Source organism: Psychrosphaera ytuae, assembly GCF_017638545.1.
In the GTDB taxonomy this organism is placed as follows: Bacteria; Pseudomonadota; Gammaproteobacteria; order Enterobacterales; family Alteromonadaceae; genus Psychrosphaera; species Psychrosphaera ytuae.
This window is the reverse complement of the sequence record NZ_CP072110.1, coordinates 1,617,266-1,634,148: the sequence shown is the minus strand read 5'-3', so window position 1 is coordinate 1,634,148 and position 16,883 is coordinate 1,617,266. Positions and strand designations below refer to the sequence as shown.

Here is a 16,883-nt window from a genome sequence, read left to right as displayed (position 1 = left end):
AATGGGCTTTAATCCGGCTATAAAGTACGATCCCATTACAGATCCGAAAAAGCTGTATAATCGGGCACTGTACTGGCTGTCCAAGCGAGATTACTCAATTTCTGACTTTCAAAAAAAGTTAGACAAAGTGTGCGAAGATGAGCGCATGAAAAGTGAGTTGTTAGAGCGTTTGATAGAAAACGACTGGCTGAGTGAAGAACGTTATATTTTAGCGTTTATCCGGTCGAAAACCTCAGCAGGACTTGGCCCCTATCGAATCATCAATGATTTGAAACAACACGGGGTAAAAAGCCAAGACGCTGAACCTCACTTAGACGCTCAAACAACGGATTGGTTTGAGCAAGCCAAAGAAACCTACCAGCGCAAATACGGTAGGAGCGAAATTGGCGACCACAAGGAACGAGCAAAACGCTTTAGGTATATGCAATACCGAGGCTTTTCAATAGACCAAATTAATTATGCGATGTCGGCCGACGATGAGCTGGCATAACTGCAACAAACACGACGATTAGGTAAAGCGAATGTATAACACAACCGCCGCATTACGTACGGCATTTTTAGAGTTCTTTAAAAGCAAAGAGCACCAAATTGTGCAATCTAGCTCTCTTGTTCCAGGTAACGACCCGACGTTGTTATTCACCAACGCCGGTATGGTTCCATTTAAAGATGTGTTTTTAGGGGCTGAACAACGTCCTTATACCCGAGCAACGAGCTCGCAGCGTTGTGTTCGTGCTGGTGGTAAGCACAATGACTTAGAAAACGTTGGTTATACAGCACGTCACCATACCTTTTTTGAAATGTTAGGTAATTTTAGTTTTGGTGACTATTTCAAACAGGACGCAATTAAATACGCTTGGGAATTTTTAACTAAAGTTCTTGAATTGCCAGAAGAAAAGCTTTTGGTAACAGTATACGAAACTGATGATGAAGCCTTTGATATCTGGAACAAAGAGATTGGCGTACCGGCTGAAAAAATCATTCGTATTGGCGATAAATCGGCAGATAAAAAGTACGAATCAGACAACTTCTGGTCGATGGGTGATACAGGTCCTTGTGGCCCGTGTTCAGAGATCTTTTATGATCACGGCGAGCACATCTGGGGTGGTCCTCCGGGCTCACCAGAGGAAGATGGCGACCGCTTTATCGAGATCTGGAACATCGTATTTATGCAGTTTAACCGCTCAGCTAATGGTGACATGGCGCCATTACCTAAGCCTTCTGTTGATACCGGTATGGGTATCGAGCGTATCGCGGCAATCCTTCAAGGTGTGCACTCAAACTACGAAATCGATATTTTCCAAAATCTGATTAAATCAACGGCCGACTTACTTAAAGTTGAAGATTTAGAAAACAAATCTCTTCGTGTTATTGCTGATCACATTCGCTCTTGTTCGTTTTTGATTGTTGATGGTGTAATGCCGTCAAATGAAGGTCGTGGTTATGTTCTTCGTCGTATTATTCGCCGAGCGGTTCGTCATGGTCATAAGCTTGGCGCGCAAGGTATCTTCTTTAATAAACTAGTAGCGACACTCGTTGCGCAGATGGGCGAAGCATACCCTGAGCTTGCCCAGAAGCAAGCTGTGGTTGAGAAGATGTTACGCATTGAAGAAGAGCAATTTGCTAAAACGCTTGAGCGTGGCTTAGCGTTATTAGAATCTAGCTTGGCTGATATGCAAGGCGACGTAATTCCTGGTGAATTGGTCTTTAGCTTGTACGACACATATGGCTTCCCAGCTGACTTAACAGCTGATATTGCTCGTGAAAAAGGCTTGTCTATTGACGAAGCTGGCTTTGAAGCGCAAATGCTTGAGCAACGTAAAAAGTCGCAAGCAGCGTCTTCATTTAAAGCAGACTACAACGATCAAATTACCAGTCAGCAACAGTCGGAATTCCGTGGTTATGATGCAACTGAGTTTGACGGCAAAGTCACTGAACTATTTGCTGACGGTCAATCGGTCGAATCTTTAGCGGATGGTCAGCAAGGTATTTTAGTCCTTGATAATACGCCATTCTATGCAGAATCTGGTGGTCAATCTGGTGACAAAGGTGAGATCACAGTAAGTGGCGGTAGCTTTGTTGTTGCCGATACGCAAAAGTTAGGCAATGCGATTGCGCACTACGGTACAGCAAATGGCTCAGTTAACCTTGGTGATTTAGCCAAAGCAACTATCGATACTGCACGTCGTGAAGCGATTAAGAAAAATCACTCAGCAACTCATTTGATTCACGCAGCACTTCGCAATGTTCTTGGTGAGCACGTAGGTCAAAAAGGCTCTTTAGTAGAAGCAGACAAGTTCCGTTTTGACTTTTCACATTATGAAGGTGTGACGGCAGAACAAATTAAAGAAGTTGAGCGTCAAGTTAACCAGCAAATCCAGCGTAATTTACCGCTAGGAACCGAAGTTATGGCAATCGAAGATGCCAAAGCAAAAGGTGCTATGGCGTTATTTGGTGAGAAGTACGACGATGAAGTTCGAGTGGTTTCGATGGGTGACTACTCGATAGAATTATGTGGTGGTACGCACGTAAATAGCACCGGTGATATTGGCTTATTCAAAATTATCAGCGAAGCCGGTATTGCTGCTGGAGTACGTCGTATCGAGGCCGTAACTGGCTTAGCTGCGGTAGAATACGTACACGGTTTAGAAAACACAATTAACCAAGCAGCTTCAGTTCTTAAAGCGGAACCATCAGCTTTAGTTGAAAAAGTTGAGCAGTCTGTTGCTAAAGTAAAACAGTTAGAAAAAGAGCTTCGTCAACTTCAAGACAAAATGGCGAGCCAACAGGGTAGTAACCTGACTGAGCAAGTTAAAGTTGTTAACGGTGTTAATACACTTATTGTTAACTTAGGCGCAGCAGATCCTAAATCTCTACGTGGTTTAGTTGACGATCTTAAGAACAAGATCGGTTCTGTTGTTATGCTTTTAGTCGCAAGTAACGACAATAAAGTGAGCTTGATTGCAGGTGTAACTAAGGACTTAATTGGTAAGGTTAAGTCTGGCGATTTAGTTAATGCAGCCGCTGCTGAAGTTGGTGGTAAAGGCGGTGGTCGCCCTGATATGGCACAAGCGGGTGGTTCACAGCCAGAAAACATCGATGCGGCGTTAGCAGCAGCTGAAGCATTTATTGCCTCAAAACTCGTTTAATTTATATCAACGCTAGAGCCCTTAGGGGCTCACGGAAATCTAAATGGCGTTATTTGTTCAAAAGTACGGCGGTACATCAGTTGGCTCTATCGAGCGAATACAACAGGTTGCCGACCGTATTATTCACACTATTCAACAAGGTCACAGAGTCGTGGTTGTTGTGTCAGCAATGGCTGGTGAAACCAACCGTTTGACCGAACTCGCCCTACAAATTACAGACACCCCTTCTGCAAGAGAGCATGATGTTTTGGTCACCGCTGGTGAACAAGTCTCAATTGCTTTGCTTTCTATTGCGTTGATAAGTCGTGGTTACTCGGCTGTTTCTATGCTTGCCGACCAAGCGGGCATAAAGGCGGCTGGGCACTTTGGAAATGCCCGCATCGAATCAATTAACACGCAAGTCATTGAAGAACATTTACAACACAATCGAATCGTTATTGTCGCTGGTTTTCAAGGCCGAGATATTGAGCAAAACTTAATATCTCTAGGCCGAGGTGGAACAGATACTACAGCCGTTGCAGTAGCTGCAGCAATCGAAGCAGATGAGTGCCAGATTTTTACTGATGTTGACGGTGTCTATACCACAGACCCTAGATTGGTTAAATGTGCTCAAAAGCTATCTGAGGTAACGTTTGAGGAAATGTTTGAGTTAGCCAGTTGTGGTGCAAAAGTTTTACATAGGCGTTCAGTTGAATTGGCTGGCAAATATCATGTGCCACTGCGAGTGTTATCCAGCTTTTCACCTACCAATTCAGATATTCAGCAAAGTGGGACATTGATCACCTCGTCTGTTACCCGACACACAGAACTTGATCAGAGAGTCAGTAAACAAAAGGTTGCCATGGAAAACAAAAAAATAACCGGTATTACAGCGTCAGAAAATGAAGCAATGATCGTATTTGATCTTCCTGCCGTACCACAAACTGAAGTGTTTGACCTTTTATCGGTTTTGACTGAGCAAGACATTGAGTTGGACATGTTGAGTCACGAAGCGAGTTTTACCCATGAGTCAACCGTGGCAGCGATTCGTTTTGTGATCAAAACAAAAGATTTACCGACAGCCTTGTCCCTATTGCAGCAATATACTGAAAAAAATAAATTATTTTCAGGTCAAGTTATGCAAGTCTCGGATTCTGTTGCTAAGATTTCTGTAGTCGGAGTGGGAATGCGAAGTCATGCAGGAGTGATCACCGCAGTACTTAAGCGATTGGCAAGACAGCAAATTCCGGTTTTACTCGCATCGGCAACAGAAATTAAAGTTTCTGTGATTATTGATAAAAGGTATATGGAACTGGCGGTAAATGCACTTCATGAAGAATTTGCACTGAACGCTGAACAATCAATTAAATTGTAAGATGCTGTGACTGTAGGTAGAATACGCAGTTCGGAGAAGTCCGATACGTAGCTTTCACTTTTGAAAGAAACCTAAGTAAGCATATAAGGAGCTTAGAATGCTTATACTAACTCGTCGTGTTGGTGAAACGTTAATGATTGGTGATGAAGTCACCGTCACCGTCTTAGGAGTGAAAGGCAACCAAGTAAGAATTGGTGTTAATGCCCCTAAAGAAGTAGCGGTTCACCGTGAAGAAATCTACATGCGAATTCAAGCTGAAAAAGGTGGTACACCTTCAGACGCTGAGTAAGCAAAACGACCGGCCTTTGGCCGGTTTTTTTATTTTTGGCTAATAAAATGACGAAAGCCTCGCCAATTGGTTAAAATCAACGCAATTGATGAGCCAATGTTAAATTTTTGTTTGACTTATATTCTTAGATCATTACTATACACCCCGCATTGATTGGAGAGGTGGCCGAGTGGCTGAAGGCGCTCCCCTGCTAAGGGAGTATAGGGTTTGTAGCCCTATCGGGGGTTCGAATCCCCCCCTCTCCGCCATTCAATGTATTTAAGTAATGCGCGCTCGTAGCTCAGCTGGATAGAGTACCTGGCTACGAACCAGGCGGTCGGAGGTTCGAATCCTCCCGAGCGCGCCATTCTTAAAGTTTAATATTGCGCGCTCGTAGCTCAGCTGGATAGAGTACCTGGCTACGAACCAGGCGGTCGGAGGTTCGAATCCTCCCGAGCGCGCCATTTAAACTCCTCAAACTTTTCAATATAAAATCCCCTGCTAAAATGGATATTACAGCTCGATTTTGTTTTTGAGATATTGTTGCGCGCTCGTAGCTCAGCTGGATAGAGTACCTGGCTACGAACCAGGCGGTCGGAGGTTCGAATCCTCCCGAGCGCGCCATCTTCTCAACACACACAAACTTCTATTTTTACACTCAACTAAACGACAAAATAGATCTATCCTAGCTCGGGTCGGATGAGAACCTCTGCAAGGTTCGACAAAAATGTCTGGAACATTTTTGCACGCCTTTAGGCGGCCCGAAGGGCGGAGTATAGGGACATACGGAGTAATCCTCCCGAGCGCGCCATCTTCTCAACACACACAAACTTCTATTTTTACACTCAACTAAACGACAAAATAGATCTATCCTAGCTCGGGTCGGATGAGAACCTCTGCAAGGTTCGAGAGTGAATGGGCTGAGCAGTGACTGGCCTTTATCTCGGCCGCCCAAGTACATCCATGTAATGCTCCCAGCTGCACATCCATGTGCAGCAACGCCTCGTAAACGCTCAGTCAATACTCACCCCTCAAGATTAGTTTAGTTGGCAAGTTTATCGGCACAGTCTATAACTAGCTCGGGTCGGATGAGAACCTCCGTTAGGTTCGACAAAAATTGCACAAAAACAGCGCAAACCCGCCTCGCTAACTTCTGATTTATCAACTAATCTTTAAAAAGTTCGATTATTTATCAAACATTTAGACTTTGGTTTATATCACTATTTGTTTGCGTATTTATGCATTTGCTTGGTGCAAGTAGATAATGTGCTTTATATAAAAATCATTTAAAAATAGTATTTTCTATGTTAGAAAAGAGTTAATACTCTAATTTTTCAACAAGAATGGCTCTTAAATATTCAGTTATTTTGTTGTTTTATTCAGGTTCTTGTTGGCGCTCAAGGGGAAAATGATGCCGATTTCGGAGTTACTTTTAGAAGCTGGGCTGTTGATGCTTGTTGGTATGGTAGTGGTGTTTGTTTTTTTAACACTACTTATCTTTGCAACTAAGTTACTTTCTAAGTTTGCGGGACAAGAAGAGTTACCTCAAACTTTACCAGCTCATCCTACAAGCGGCGAGCAGGCCGTTCCAGAACATGTCGTTGCGGCAATCAGTGCTGCTGTTCATCAATATAAAAAGAATCAAAAATAAGGAATGAACATGAAAAAGCCGTTAAAGCTAACCGAACTTGTATTACGAGACGCCCATCAGTCATTGCTTGCAACGCGTTTACGTCTAGAAGATATGTTACCGATTGCCGAAAAGCTCGACAAAGTTGGCTATTGGTCAATGGAATCATGGGGCGGTGCTACTTTTGATTCTTGTATTCGTTATTTAGGGGAAGATCCTTGGGAGCGTATTCGCGCTCTTAAAAAAGCCATGCCAAATACCAAGCAACAAATGTTGTTACGCGGTCAAAACCTTTTGGGTTATCGCCATTACGCTGACGATGTCGTGAGAAAGTTTGTTGAACGAGCACACACCAACGGGGTTGATGTGTTCCGCATATTTGATGCGATGAACGATATTCGCAATTTAGAAACGGCGATTAAAACGGCGGTTGATATTGGCGCGCATGCACAGGGTACTATTTCATATACGGTATCTCCGGTTCACAACTTGTCGATGTGGCTGGATATGGCAAAACGCCTAGAAGACATGGGCAGTCACTCTATTTGTATCAAAGACATGGCCGGTTTACTCAAGCCTTATGAGTGTGAAGAGCTTATCACTGAATTGAAAAAGACAGTTGATATTCCAATTGCAATGCAATGTCATGCAACGACAGGGTTATCAACAGCAACATATCAGAAAGCTATAGATGCGGGTATTGATATGCTCGATACAGCAGTATCATCGATGAGTATGACTTATGGTCACAGTGCCACGGAAACGATGGTTTCTATTGTAGAAGGTACTGAACGTGACACAGGCTTAGATTTAGTCTTGTTAGAAGAGATTGCCGCATACTTCAGAGATGTTCGTAAAAAATACGCGCAATTTGAAGGAAGTTTAAAAGGCGTCGATTCTCGTATTTTGTTAGCTCAAGTGCCAGGTGGCATGTTAACTAACATGGAAAATCAGCTAAAAGAGCAAGGTGCTGCAGACAAGCTTGATGATGTTCTTAAAGAAATTCCTGCGGTTCGGGAAGACTTAGGTTTTATTCCTTTGGTAACACCTACTTCACAAATAGTCGGTACTCAGGCGGTATTGAACGTACTGACAGGAGAGCGCTACAAATCGATAACTAAAGAAACGGCTGGTGTTTTAAAAGGTGAGTACGGCGCAACAGCAGCACCAGTTAATAAGGAGCTACAACTGCGTGTTCTTGAAGGCAAAGAGCCAATTACTTGTCGCCCAGCCGATGTGTTAGAAGACGAGCTCGACAAACTTACAGCCGAACTGTCTGACCTCGCTAAAGAGAAAAATTTGCGGATTGCAGAAGACAAAATTGATGATGTGCTGACTTATGCTTTGTTTACACAAATTGGTCTTAAATTCTTAGAAAATCGAGATAACCCAGAGGCTTTTGAACCTGCTCCAGGTCAAACAGAAGAATCTAAACAAAGTTCACCTTCTGTTCAGGCTAAAGCAAGTGGAAATAGCGGCCAAGCTGAAAGCTACACGGTTGCTGTTGATGGAAAGAGTTATGAAGTGGTGGTGGCACCTTCGGGTAGCATTGTTTCGGTAGAGCCGCAAACAAGTTCTAGCGCGCCAGCTGAGCAGGCAAACAAAGCCCCTTCTGGTCCAGGCGCAGCACTTAATGCACCATTAGCCGGAAACATTTTCAAAGTCTTAGTAAAACCAGGGCAAGCCGTTAATGAAGGTGACGTCGTGATCATTCTTGAAGCAATGAAAATGGAAACGGAAGTGCGCGCAACTCAATCTGGCCAAGTTGTCAGTATTGATTGTAAAGAGGGAGACGCAGTGTCTACCGGCGATCAACTTCTAACAATAGGATAGTCACATGGAAGGATTGATGACGTTGTGGCAGTCGACGGCTTTAGCCAACTTCCAATCGGGTCAAGTGATCATGATGTTGGTTGGCGGGCTACTGTTGTTTTTGGCAATAAAAAAAGGCTTTGAGCCACTGCTACTTTTACCAATTGGATTTGGTGCCATCTTGGCTAACATTCCGTTGGGAGGTTTTACCGAAGAAGGCGGTGTACTTTATTACATTTATTACATTGGTATCGAAACTGGTGTTTTCCCGCTTCTTATCTTTATGGGGGTCGGCGCAATGACGGACTTTAGTGCCTTAATTGCTAACCCTAAGATGCTGCTGTTAGGAGCTGCTGCTCAGTTTGGTATTTTTGCGACCTTGTTTGGAGCGATATTACTTAACTTGATCCCAGGTTTTAACTTTACCCTACAAGATGCTTCTGCTATTGCCATCATTGGTGGGGCGGACGGTCCGACCGCGATATTCTTGGCTTCTAAGTTAGCACCAGAGTTATTAGGTGCGATAGCCGTTGCGGCATACTCATACATGGCTTTGGTGCCAATTATTCAGCCGCCAATCATGAAAGCGCTGACTACACCTGAGCAACGCCAAATAAAAATGGAACAACTCAGAACCGTGTCACAACGCGAGAAGATCCTATTTCCGTTGGCAGTACTGTTTTTGACAATTTTGTTCTTGCCAGCAGCGACGCCTCTTGTTGGTATGTTTTGTTTGGGTAACTTGATGAAAGAGTGTGGTGTTGTCGATCGCTTGAGCAAAACTGCTCAGAACGAACTGATTAACATTGTCACTATTTTCTTAGGCCTGGCTGTCGGCTCAAAGCTTAATGCGGAAGATTTTTTAAGTGTTGAGACGTTGGGTATTTTAGCTTTGGGTGCAGTGGCATTTGGTGTAGGAACTGCATCGGGAGTGATAATGGCCAAGATCATGGGCAAATTTAGTAGTAAGCCTATAAATCCACTTTTAGGTGCTGCTGGCGTTTCAGCTGTACCTATGGCCGCTCGTGTCGTAAATAAAGTTGGTCTTGAGGCAAACCCACATAACTTCTTGTTAATGCATGCAATGGGACCGAATGTCGCTGGCGTATTAGGCTCTGCGGTTGCTGCAGGTATTTTATTGGCTCTGGTAGGTGGTTAAGGTAGTTACTTTTTCTTGATTGATTTGAGGAGACTTAAAGTACGGGTAGTGTATTTAAATACAATGGGTTGTTAACCAGCGTATTTTAAAATAAACACTCCCCGTATTTTTGATCAAATAGAGCCCGTTATTTTTTAAAAATATCTGTTACTTCTAGATTGTTGGAATACTGTTCGTTTGTTATACTTTTACCCCGTCCTATGTACATCCAAAAACTTTTCTTAAACATGATTCGCATTAGCCTAGCTATTAGCGAATGTTTTTCTATTGGTTTTTGTCATGTATATAACCAGAATAGCACTCTAATTTATTAAGGTTTGTATGACGACTCGATATATTTTCGTAACTGGTGGCGTAGTGTCATCATTGGGTAAGGGCATAGCGGCGGCCTCTCTTGCAGCGATTCTAGAAGCACGAGGATTAAATGTTACCATCCTCAAACTCGACCCTTACATCAACGTTGATCCGGGTACAATGAGCCCAATTCAACACGGCGAAGTATTTGTTACCGATGACGGTGCAGAAACAGACCTTGACCTCGGTCACTACGAACGCTTTATTCGTACCAAGATGACCAAGAAAAACAACTTCACTCAAGGCCGCGTATATCAAGACGTTTTAACTCGCGAACGCCGTGGTGACTATCTAGGCGCAACAATTCAGGTTATTCCTCATATTACCAATGATATTAAACGTCGCGTTATTGAAGGTGCTGAAGGTCACGATATCGCTATCGTTGAAGTAGGTGGCACAGTAGGTGACATCGAATCACAACCGTTTTTGGAAGCATTGCGTCAGCTAGGAACTGAGTTAGGGCGTGAAAACGCTTTGTATATGCACTTAACTTTAGTGCCATATTTAGGTGCGGCAGGTGAAATCAAAACCAAGCCAACTCAACACTCGGTAAAAGAATTACGTTCAATCGGTATCCAACCTGATGTGCTAGTTTGTCGTTCGGACCGCTCAATCCCATCAAACGAGCGCGCCAAAATTGCACTATTTACAAATGTCGAAGAAAAAGCGGTTATCGGTCTTAAAGACGTTGGATCTATCTACCAAATTCCGGCGTTGTTGAAGTCACAAGGCCTGGATGATTTGATTTGTCGACGTTTCCACATTGATGCACCTGAAGCAGACTTGTCCGAATGGGAACAGGTTTTATATGAAGAGTCGAACCCAATTGGTGAGGTGACCATTGGTATGGTAGGTAAGTACGTAGAGCTTCCAGATGCGTACAAGTCAGTTAACGAGGCGCTTAAACACGCTGGTTTGAAAAACCGCCTAACGGTAAACATTCAATACGTTGATGCTCAGGACTTAGAAATTAAAGGAACAGGTATACTCGATGAACTGGATGCGATTTTGGTTCCGGGTGGCTTTGGTGAACGAGGTACAGACGGTAAATTATTAGCGGTAAAATATGCTCGTGAAAACAATGTTCCGTACTTAGGTATTTGTTTGGGTATGCAAGTCGCGTTGATTGAGTATGCGCGAAATGTTGCAGGTTTAGAAAATGCACACTCAACTGAGTTTGACCCAGAAACACCTCACCCAGTTGTTGGTTTGATCACAGAGTGGTTAGATGCAGAGGGGCAAGTGGAACTCCGATCTGAAAGCTCAGATTTAGGTGGTACTATGCGCCTTGGCGGTCAACAGTGTTACTTAAAGCCAAACTCAAAAGCACGCGAAATCTACGGCGACGAATGGATTACAGAACGTCACCGTCACCGTTATGAAGTAAACAACAATTACATCGAAAAACTAGAAGCGGCTGGTCTTGTCTTTGGCGGTTTATCTGCGGATAAAAAGCTTGTCGAAATGATTGAGATCCCGGGCCACCCATGGTTTGTTGCAAGTCAATTCCACCCTGAATTTACTTCGACACCTCGCGATGGTCACCCGTTGTTTGAAGGTTTTGTTGGTGCTGCTGGTCAGTATAATAAAAACAAATAAATTGAGATTAAACGCAGCTTGAGGGCTGCGTTTTTATTGTAAACAAATAAGGAATTGAGAATGTCTCAAATAGTAAAAATTGTTGGTCGTGAGATCATGGACTCACGTGGTAACCCTACTGTAGAAGCGGATGTGTACCTAGAATCAGGTGCAATGGGCCGTGCAGTTGCACCATCTGGTGCTTCGACGGGATCTCGCGAAGCATTAGAATTACGCGACGGCGACAAAGCGCGTTACTTAGGTAAAGGCGTGTTAAACGCGGTTGCTAACATCAACGACAAGATCGCGCCTGCTCTGATGGGTAAAGACGCACAACTTCAAGTTGAAGTTGATCAAGCGATGTTAGATTTAGACGGTACAGAAAACAAAACTGTACTTGGTGCAAACGCTATCTTAGCGGTATCACTAGCAACAGCTAAAGCAGCAGCGCAAGAAAATGGCATTGCTTTATTTGAGCACATTGCATCGTTAAACGGTACAAAAGGCGAATTCTCAATGCCTGTGCCTATGATGAACATCCTAAACGGTGGTGAGCACGCTGATAACAACGTTGATATTCAAGAATTCATGATTCAACCAGTTTCTGCGCCTAACTTCAAAGAAGCATTACGTATGGGTGCTGAAGTATTCCATAGCTTGAAAAAAGTACTAAGCGAAAAAGGCTTAAGCACCGCAGTTGGTGATGAAGGTGGTTTTGCTCCTAACTTAGCATCAAACGAAGAAGCACTTGCTGTAATCGAAACTGCCGTAGAGCGCGCAGGTTACAAACTTAATGAAGACATTACATTGGCACTAGATTGTGCTGCGTCTGAATTCTATAGCGATGGTGTATACAACCTTAAAGGTGAAGGTAAAGAGTTCGACTCTGCAGGTTTTTCCGATTACCTAGCGGACCTATCTAACCGTTACCCAATCGTATCGATTGAAGATGGCTTAGACGAGTCTGACTGGGACGGTTGGAAATTATTAACTGATAAAATCGGTGAAAAAGTTCAGCTTGTTGGTGACGACTTATTCGTAACAAACACTAAGATCTTACGTCAAGGTATCGAAAAAGGTGTAGGTAACTCTATCCTTATCAAATTCAACCAAATTGGTTCTTTGACTGAGACGCTAGAAGCGATCCGTATGGCGAAAGAAGCAGGCTATACAGTTGTTATTTCTCATCGCAGTGGTGAAACTGAAGATGCAACGATTGCCGACCTAGCGGTAGGTACAGCAGCTGGCCAAATCAAGACCGGTTCATTGTGTCGCTCTGACCGTGTTGCTAAGTACAACCAATTGTTGCGTATCGAAGAGCAATTAGGTGAAGTTGCTTACCGAGGCCGTAGCGAAATTAAAGGCCAATAGTGAAATAATTGGTTAAAAAGTGTATAACTAAAGGAGCGATTAATCGCTCCTTTTTTGTACGCAAAGAGAAGAGTTAGATGACAACCAATAAATTGCAAAACGACTTGTGGCAACCAAGTGACAACCGGGCGAAAATCGCCGAGTTGTGTAATGTTTTGTATGAACGTGAGTTAAACCGACTTTCTCAAGAACAAAGCTTATCTAAAGAAGCGTTACAACGGACCATGCGTTCGTTGCCTTATTACATTCAAAAAGCGGCGTACCACATTTTAAACACCGAAACGCCCCTTGAGCTTGACGAGAGCAATGCTAGTTGGCTTGCAAAACAGACAACAGTGCCGTTTTCGGTTAAAGCCGATAAAGACAAGACATCTGAATTTTATCAAAAACACGCCCGTGTCCCTCTTATCGTACCCGTCTCAGTTGATGTTTTTGGTATCGAGCACCTCGTACTTGATTCGATAGACGAAGTCGATGAGTTGAATCAGCGAATTCATTGTAATCAAAATGGTTGGTTTAACTTCGATGGTCGTGCCCAAGAAGATTCTCAAAATACCCAAAAACAGCTTCTCAAGCCAACTAAAGCGGTAATGTCCGCTGCCGTGTGTGGTCATCAGTGGAAAAATCAACATCGTATGGCCTCAAGAGCGCTGGCTTTAAGAGAGTTATTATTGGCTACTCAGGTCAATTGGAAAAAACTGTCGCAACCACTGCCCGTCAAATCTAAAACAGGTAAAAATATCCGCTAGAGGTCTTCCACTTAGCCACATAGGTTTGCATAATAGCCCTATCTAATTGGTGCTGAGGTAATTCGTGAAGCTGTTTAATATCATTTTGATGATTTCTGCCGTGTTGTTGATCGCGAGACTTATTGCCGGTCACAATGGCATGCAGTTTTACAAAGAAAAACGCGAAGCCGTCACTCAACTCAAACAAGACAATGACGAATTGTTAAAACGCAATGAGTTATTATCAGCGGACGTGAAGGATTTGAAAGTCGGCTTAGAGGGCATAGAAGAACGAGCCCGCAACGAGTTGGGCATGATCAGAGAAAACGAGACGTTTTTTCGTTTAATCCCGTCCGAAAAGTCACCTGAAGAACGCTAAATCAGCGCTCTTTTGGCTACGATTAAAGGTCTAACTTATTATTATGTCGCAGAAAACCGACTCTATCTTGCCTAATGTAATTGTTGCCATTCCTGCTGCTGGTGTTGGCAGTCGTATGGGGGCGAGTCAGCCCAAACAATATCTCTCATTGTTAGGTCAAACAGTTTTAGAACATACCGTTAATAAATTTTTGTCATTGGACTGTGTTCAAAACGTAGTGATCGCAATTTCAAAAACCGATCCTTACTTTAACCAACTTCCTATCGCTTCTCATCCAAAGGTCGTCGTAGTCGACGGTGGTAAAGAGCGCGCTGACAGTGTCGCCAATGCTGTAAACTGGGCTAAAGGTAAAGGGAACGATTGGATCTTGGTGCATGATGCGGCAAGACCTTGTGTCGATAAACGAGATGTTTTAAACCTCATTAAGCAAGCCCAAACATCGCAACGAAATGCCATATTGGGAATGCCGGTTAAAGACACTATGAAACGAACAAAGAAACACGCGTATTCTCAAGACTTCATCCAATCCACTGGAGCGTCTGTAGCAGGTGAACAAATTGATCACACAGTGAGCCGCAATCAACTCTGGCACGCATTTACCCCTCAGTGTTGTAAACTATCAGAGTTATCCAGTGCATTAACCGAGTTGACCAATGATAAAGGGCAGTTGGATGGCCGAGTGACTGACGAAGCTTCAGCACTAGAATTGTGTGGATTTGATGTCGACATTATCGAATCGAGTCCCAAAAACATAAAGATAACGGTCCCTGACGATTTGTTGTTGGCCGAATTTTATTTAAAGAGTGAAAATAATGAACATTAGAATTGGAACTGGATTTGATGTCCACAAGTTTGGCGGTGAAGGACCGATAGTGCTTGCGGGAGTCAAAATTCCATACGAGCAAGGTTTTTTAGCACACTCAGATGGCGATGTGGCGATTCATGCCCTATGTGATGCAATGTTAGGTGCACTCGCTATGGGCGACATAGGTAAACATTTTCCCGATGACGCAGACCAGTATGAAAATATCGACAGCCGTATTTTATTGCGCCACGTTAACAACCTAATCAAAGACAAAGGGTATGAAGTTGGTAACTGTGACATCACGATTATTGCTCAAGCTCCTAAAATGGCACCGCATATAATTGCCATGAGACAGATTTTGGCTGAAGACTTAGGGATTGATGCGGATCGCGTGTCAGTTAAAGCAACAACCACTGAAAAGTTGGGGTTTGAGGGCCGAAAAGAGGGCATTGCCGTACAAGCTGCAGTGTTACTAACTGGATTATAAGATGACAGACTCTCCACATTTTAAAGACTGGGACTTGTCTCACTGGGCCTATTTAAATGGCAAGCCTGAAGCTGATGCAGTATTTAAAGCATTGCCAGAAGATTTTGTTGTCACTGAACAATTACCGTTTGAGCTTACTGGTGATGGTGAAAACCTTTTTATTTTAATCGAGAAGCGTGAGCTGAATACTCAACAAGTCTGCCAGCATCTTGCGAAAGTATTGGGCAAGCGATTGAGAGATGTCGGTTACGCGGGTCTTAAAGACAAACAATCTGTGTCGCGCCAATGGTTTTCGATTCAAGCAAACGTGAATTCAGACATCGATCTTAGCCAGGTAGAAAACGAAAACGTTAAAATCATCGAGACCCGTCGCCATTTGAAAAAATTGAAAGTAGGCGCATTAGCGGGTAACCATTTTGATATTCGTTTGAAACAAGTCGGCATGATTGATGACTTATTGCGTCGATTGGCTGTTGTTAAAGCTCATGGTGTACCTAATTACTTTGGTTTACAGAGATTTGGCTTTAACGGCAATAATTTAAATTGGGCAAATCGCTGGTCCGAAGGCGAGCCAATTCGCGACAAAAAAATCAAAGGATTTGCGCTCTCGGCCGCTCGTTCGTATTTGTTTAACGAAGTTGTCAGTGCCCGAATAAATCAGCAGTGTTTTTCTACGCCAATAAGTGGTGATACATTTATCTTAGCAGGTTCAAATTCATACTTTACCGATGAAATTGATGCGACTGTGCTTAAGCGGTTATCCGAACGGGATATATATTTATCAGCGCCAATGTTCGGCAAGGGTGACAACCCAAGTCAATCAGATGCCGCCGAATTAGAGGCTAAGGTGCTCGACGAGCATCCACTTTGGCAACAATTGCTTATTGAGCAAGGATTGGAGTTTCAGCGCAGGGCAATACAACTTTTTCCATTAAATATGGAGTGGAAGGTTGATGGGGAAGATGTCATCGTAAGTTTTGATTTACCAAGTGGTGCGTTTGCAACTTCTGTTTTGAGAGAGTGTGTTAACTTTAGAGATTAATCGAACAGGAAAGTCGATAATGAGAATATTGTTAAGTAATGACGATGGTGTCTTTGCACCAGGATTAGAATCCTTACACGAAGCGATAAAACAGGTCGCCGAGGTAACGGTTGTTGCACCAGATAGAAACTTGAGTGGTGCAAGTAGTGCATTGACGCTGACAAATCCATTACGAGTACAACAGCACAAAAACGGCTTTTATAGTGTTAACGGTACTCCTACTGATTGTGTTCATCTGGCAATAAACCAGCTTATGCCAGAGCCACCTGATATGGTAGTTGCGGGTATTAATCATGGTGCCAATCTCGGAGACGACACCTTTTATTCTGGGACTGTCTCTGCAGCAGCTGAAGGACGCCACTTAGGCTTACCAGCCATAGCTATGTCACTAGTGTCTAAAAGTGAAGACAACATGCACGCTGCGGCTTTAGTCGCTCAAAAAATTGTAAAACACTTACAAGCTAACCCTTTGGCATCAGACCGAATTTTAAATGTAAATGTCCCCGATTTACCGTATGATCAAATTCGCGGGTTTGAAGTGACTCGATTGGGTCGTCGTCACAAAGCAGAAGTCATGACCAAGGAACAAGATCCTTGGGGGCGTGATATATACTGGTACGGCAAACTCGGAAAAGAATTGGATGCGGGAGTCGGAACTGACTTTCATGCCGTAAGCAACGGAAATGTGTCTATTACTCCGTTAAGTATTGATATGACAGCATATTCGAGTATGGATTCTGTCGCCTCTTGGGTAGATAAAATAAAGTAGT

The 16,883-nt window shown here is 43.4% G+C and carries 15 protein-coding genes and 4 tRNA genes; all 19 read left to right on the top strand.

Annotation, left to right across the window (positions count from 1 at the left end; genetic code table 11):
* Position 1: 1 nt before the first annotated feature.
* The 19 genes from J1N51_RS07175 (at position 2) to surE (ending at position 16,882) form a co-directional block, all read left to right on the top strand.
* Positions 2-490, top strand: coding sequence for a regulatory protein RecX (locus J1N51_RS07175; RefSeq protein ID WP_208833237.1), 489 nt, complete (start codon positions 2-4; stop codon positions 488-490).
* Positions 491-521: 31 nt separating this feature from the next.
* Entirely contained in the window at positions 522-3,146 is a 2,625-nt protein-coding gene (gene alaS, locus J1N51_RS07170) for an alanine--tRNA ligase (protein ID WP_208833236.1), read from the top strand.
* Positions 3,147-3,189: 43 nt separating this feature from the next.
* Positions 3,190-4,500 carry an aspartate kinase gene (locus J1N51_RS07165; RefSeq protein WP_208833235.1) on the top strand — a complete coding sequence of 437 codons (1,311 nt, stop codon included), beginning with the start codon at positions 3,190-3,192 and terminating at the stop codon, positions 4,498-4,500.
* Positions 4,501-4,597: 97 nt separating this feature from the next.
* Complete coding sequence (gene csrA / locus J1N51_RS07160) at positions 4,598-4,789, top strand: carbon storage regulator CsrA (protein ID WP_208833234.1); 192 nt, start codon at positions 4,598-4,600, stop codon at positions 4,787-4,789.
* A 155-nt stretch (positions 4,790-4,944) separates the two neighbouring features.
* Positions 4,945-5,037: transfer RNA gene (locus J1N51_RS07155), tRNA-Ser, on the top strand.
* A 21-nt stretch (positions 5,038-5,058) separates the two neighbouring features.
* Positions 5,059-5,135, top strand: a tRNA-Arg gene (locus J1N51_RS07150).
* Positions 5,136-5,155: 20 nt separating this feature from the next.
* Positions 5,156-5,232: transfer RNA gene (locus J1N51_RS07145), tRNA-Arg, on the top strand.
* 83 nt (positions 5,233-5,315) lie between these two features.
* Positions 5,316-5,392: transfer RNA gene (locus J1N51_RS07140), tRNA-Arg, on the top strand.
* A gap of 787 nt (positions 5,393-6,179) precedes the next feature.
* The gene (locus J1N51_RS07135; RefSeq protein ID WP_208833364.1) at positions 6,180-6,419 is read left to right on the top strand and encodes an OadG family protein; all 240 of its coding nucleotides are present in this window, start codon (positions 6,180-6,182) and stop codon (positions 6,417-6,419) included.
* A 9-nt stretch (positions 6,420-6,428) separates the two neighbouring features.
* On the top strand, positions 6,429-8,231 hold the full coding sequence (gene oadA, locus J1N51_RS07130; RefSeq protein WP_208833233.1) for a sodium-extruding oxaloacetate decarboxylase subunit alpha: 1,803 nt from the start codon (positions 6,429-6,431) through the stop codon (positions 8,229-8,231).
* A gap of 4 nt (positions 8,232-8,235) precedes the next feature.
* Positions 8,236-9,369, top strand: coding sequence for a sodium ion-translocating decarboxylase subunit beta (locus J1N51_RS07125; RefSeq protein WP_208833232.1), 1,134 nt, complete (start codon positions 8,236-8,238; stop codon positions 9,367-9,369).
* 321 nt (positions 9,370-9,690) lie between these two features.
* Positions 9,691-11,322: a CTP synthase gene (locus J1N51_RS07120; RefSeq protein ID WP_208833231.1), complete on the top strand. Its 1,632-nt coding sequence runs from the start codon at positions 9,691-9,693 to the stop codon at positions 11,320-11,322.
* 60 nt (positions 11,323-11,382) lie between these two features.
* On the top strand, positions 11,383-12,672 hold the full coding sequence (eno, locus tag J1N51_RS07115; RefSeq protein WP_208833230.1) for a phosphopyruvate hydratase: 1,290 nt from the start codon (positions 11,383-11,385) through the stop codon (positions 12,670-12,672).
* Positions 12,673-12,749: 77 nt separating this feature from the next.
* Positions 12,750-13,421 (top strand): hypothetical protein, encoded by a 672-nt coding sequence (locus J1N51_RS07110; protein ID WP_208833229.1) that lies wholly within the window; start codon positions 12,750-12,752, stop codon positions 13,419-13,421.
* A 64-nt stretch (positions 13,422-13,485) separates the two neighbouring features.
* Positions 13,486-13,779, top strand: a complete 294-nt coding sequence (locus tag J1N51_RS07105; protein ID WP_208833228.1) for a septum formation initiator family protein — start codon at positions 13,486-13,488, stop codon at positions 13,777-13,779.
* Positions 13,780-13,822: 43 nt separating this feature from the next.
* Complete coding sequence (gene ispD, locus J1N51_RS07100) at positions 13,823-14,602, top strand: 2-C-methyl-D-erythritol 4-phosphate cytidylyltransferase (protein ID WP_208833227.1); 780 nt, start codon at positions 13,823-13,825, stop codon at positions 14,600-14,602.
* Positions 14,598-15,071, top strand: coding sequence for a 2-C-methyl-D-erythritol 2,4-cyclodiphosphate synthase (gene ispF, locus J1N51_RS07095; protein ID WP_208833363.1), 474 nt, complete (start codon positions 14,598-14,600; stop codon positions 15,069-15,071). The genes ispD and ispF overlap by 5 nt, the downstream gene beginning before the upstream one ends.
* 1 nt (position 15,072) lies before the next feature.
* Entirely contained in the window at positions 15,073-16,113 is a 1,041-nt protein-coding gene (gene truD / locus J1N51_RS07090; protein ID WP_208833226.1) for a tRNA pseudouridine(13) synthase TruD, read from the top strand.
* 19 nt (positions 16,114-16,132) lie between these two features.
* A complete protein-coding gene (gene surE, locus J1N51_RS07085) occupies positions 16,133-16,882 on the top strand; it encodes a 5'/3'-nucleotidase SurE (protein ID WP_208833225.1) in 750 nt (249 codons plus the stop codon).
* The last annotated feature ends 1 nt before the right edge of the window (position 16,883 follow it).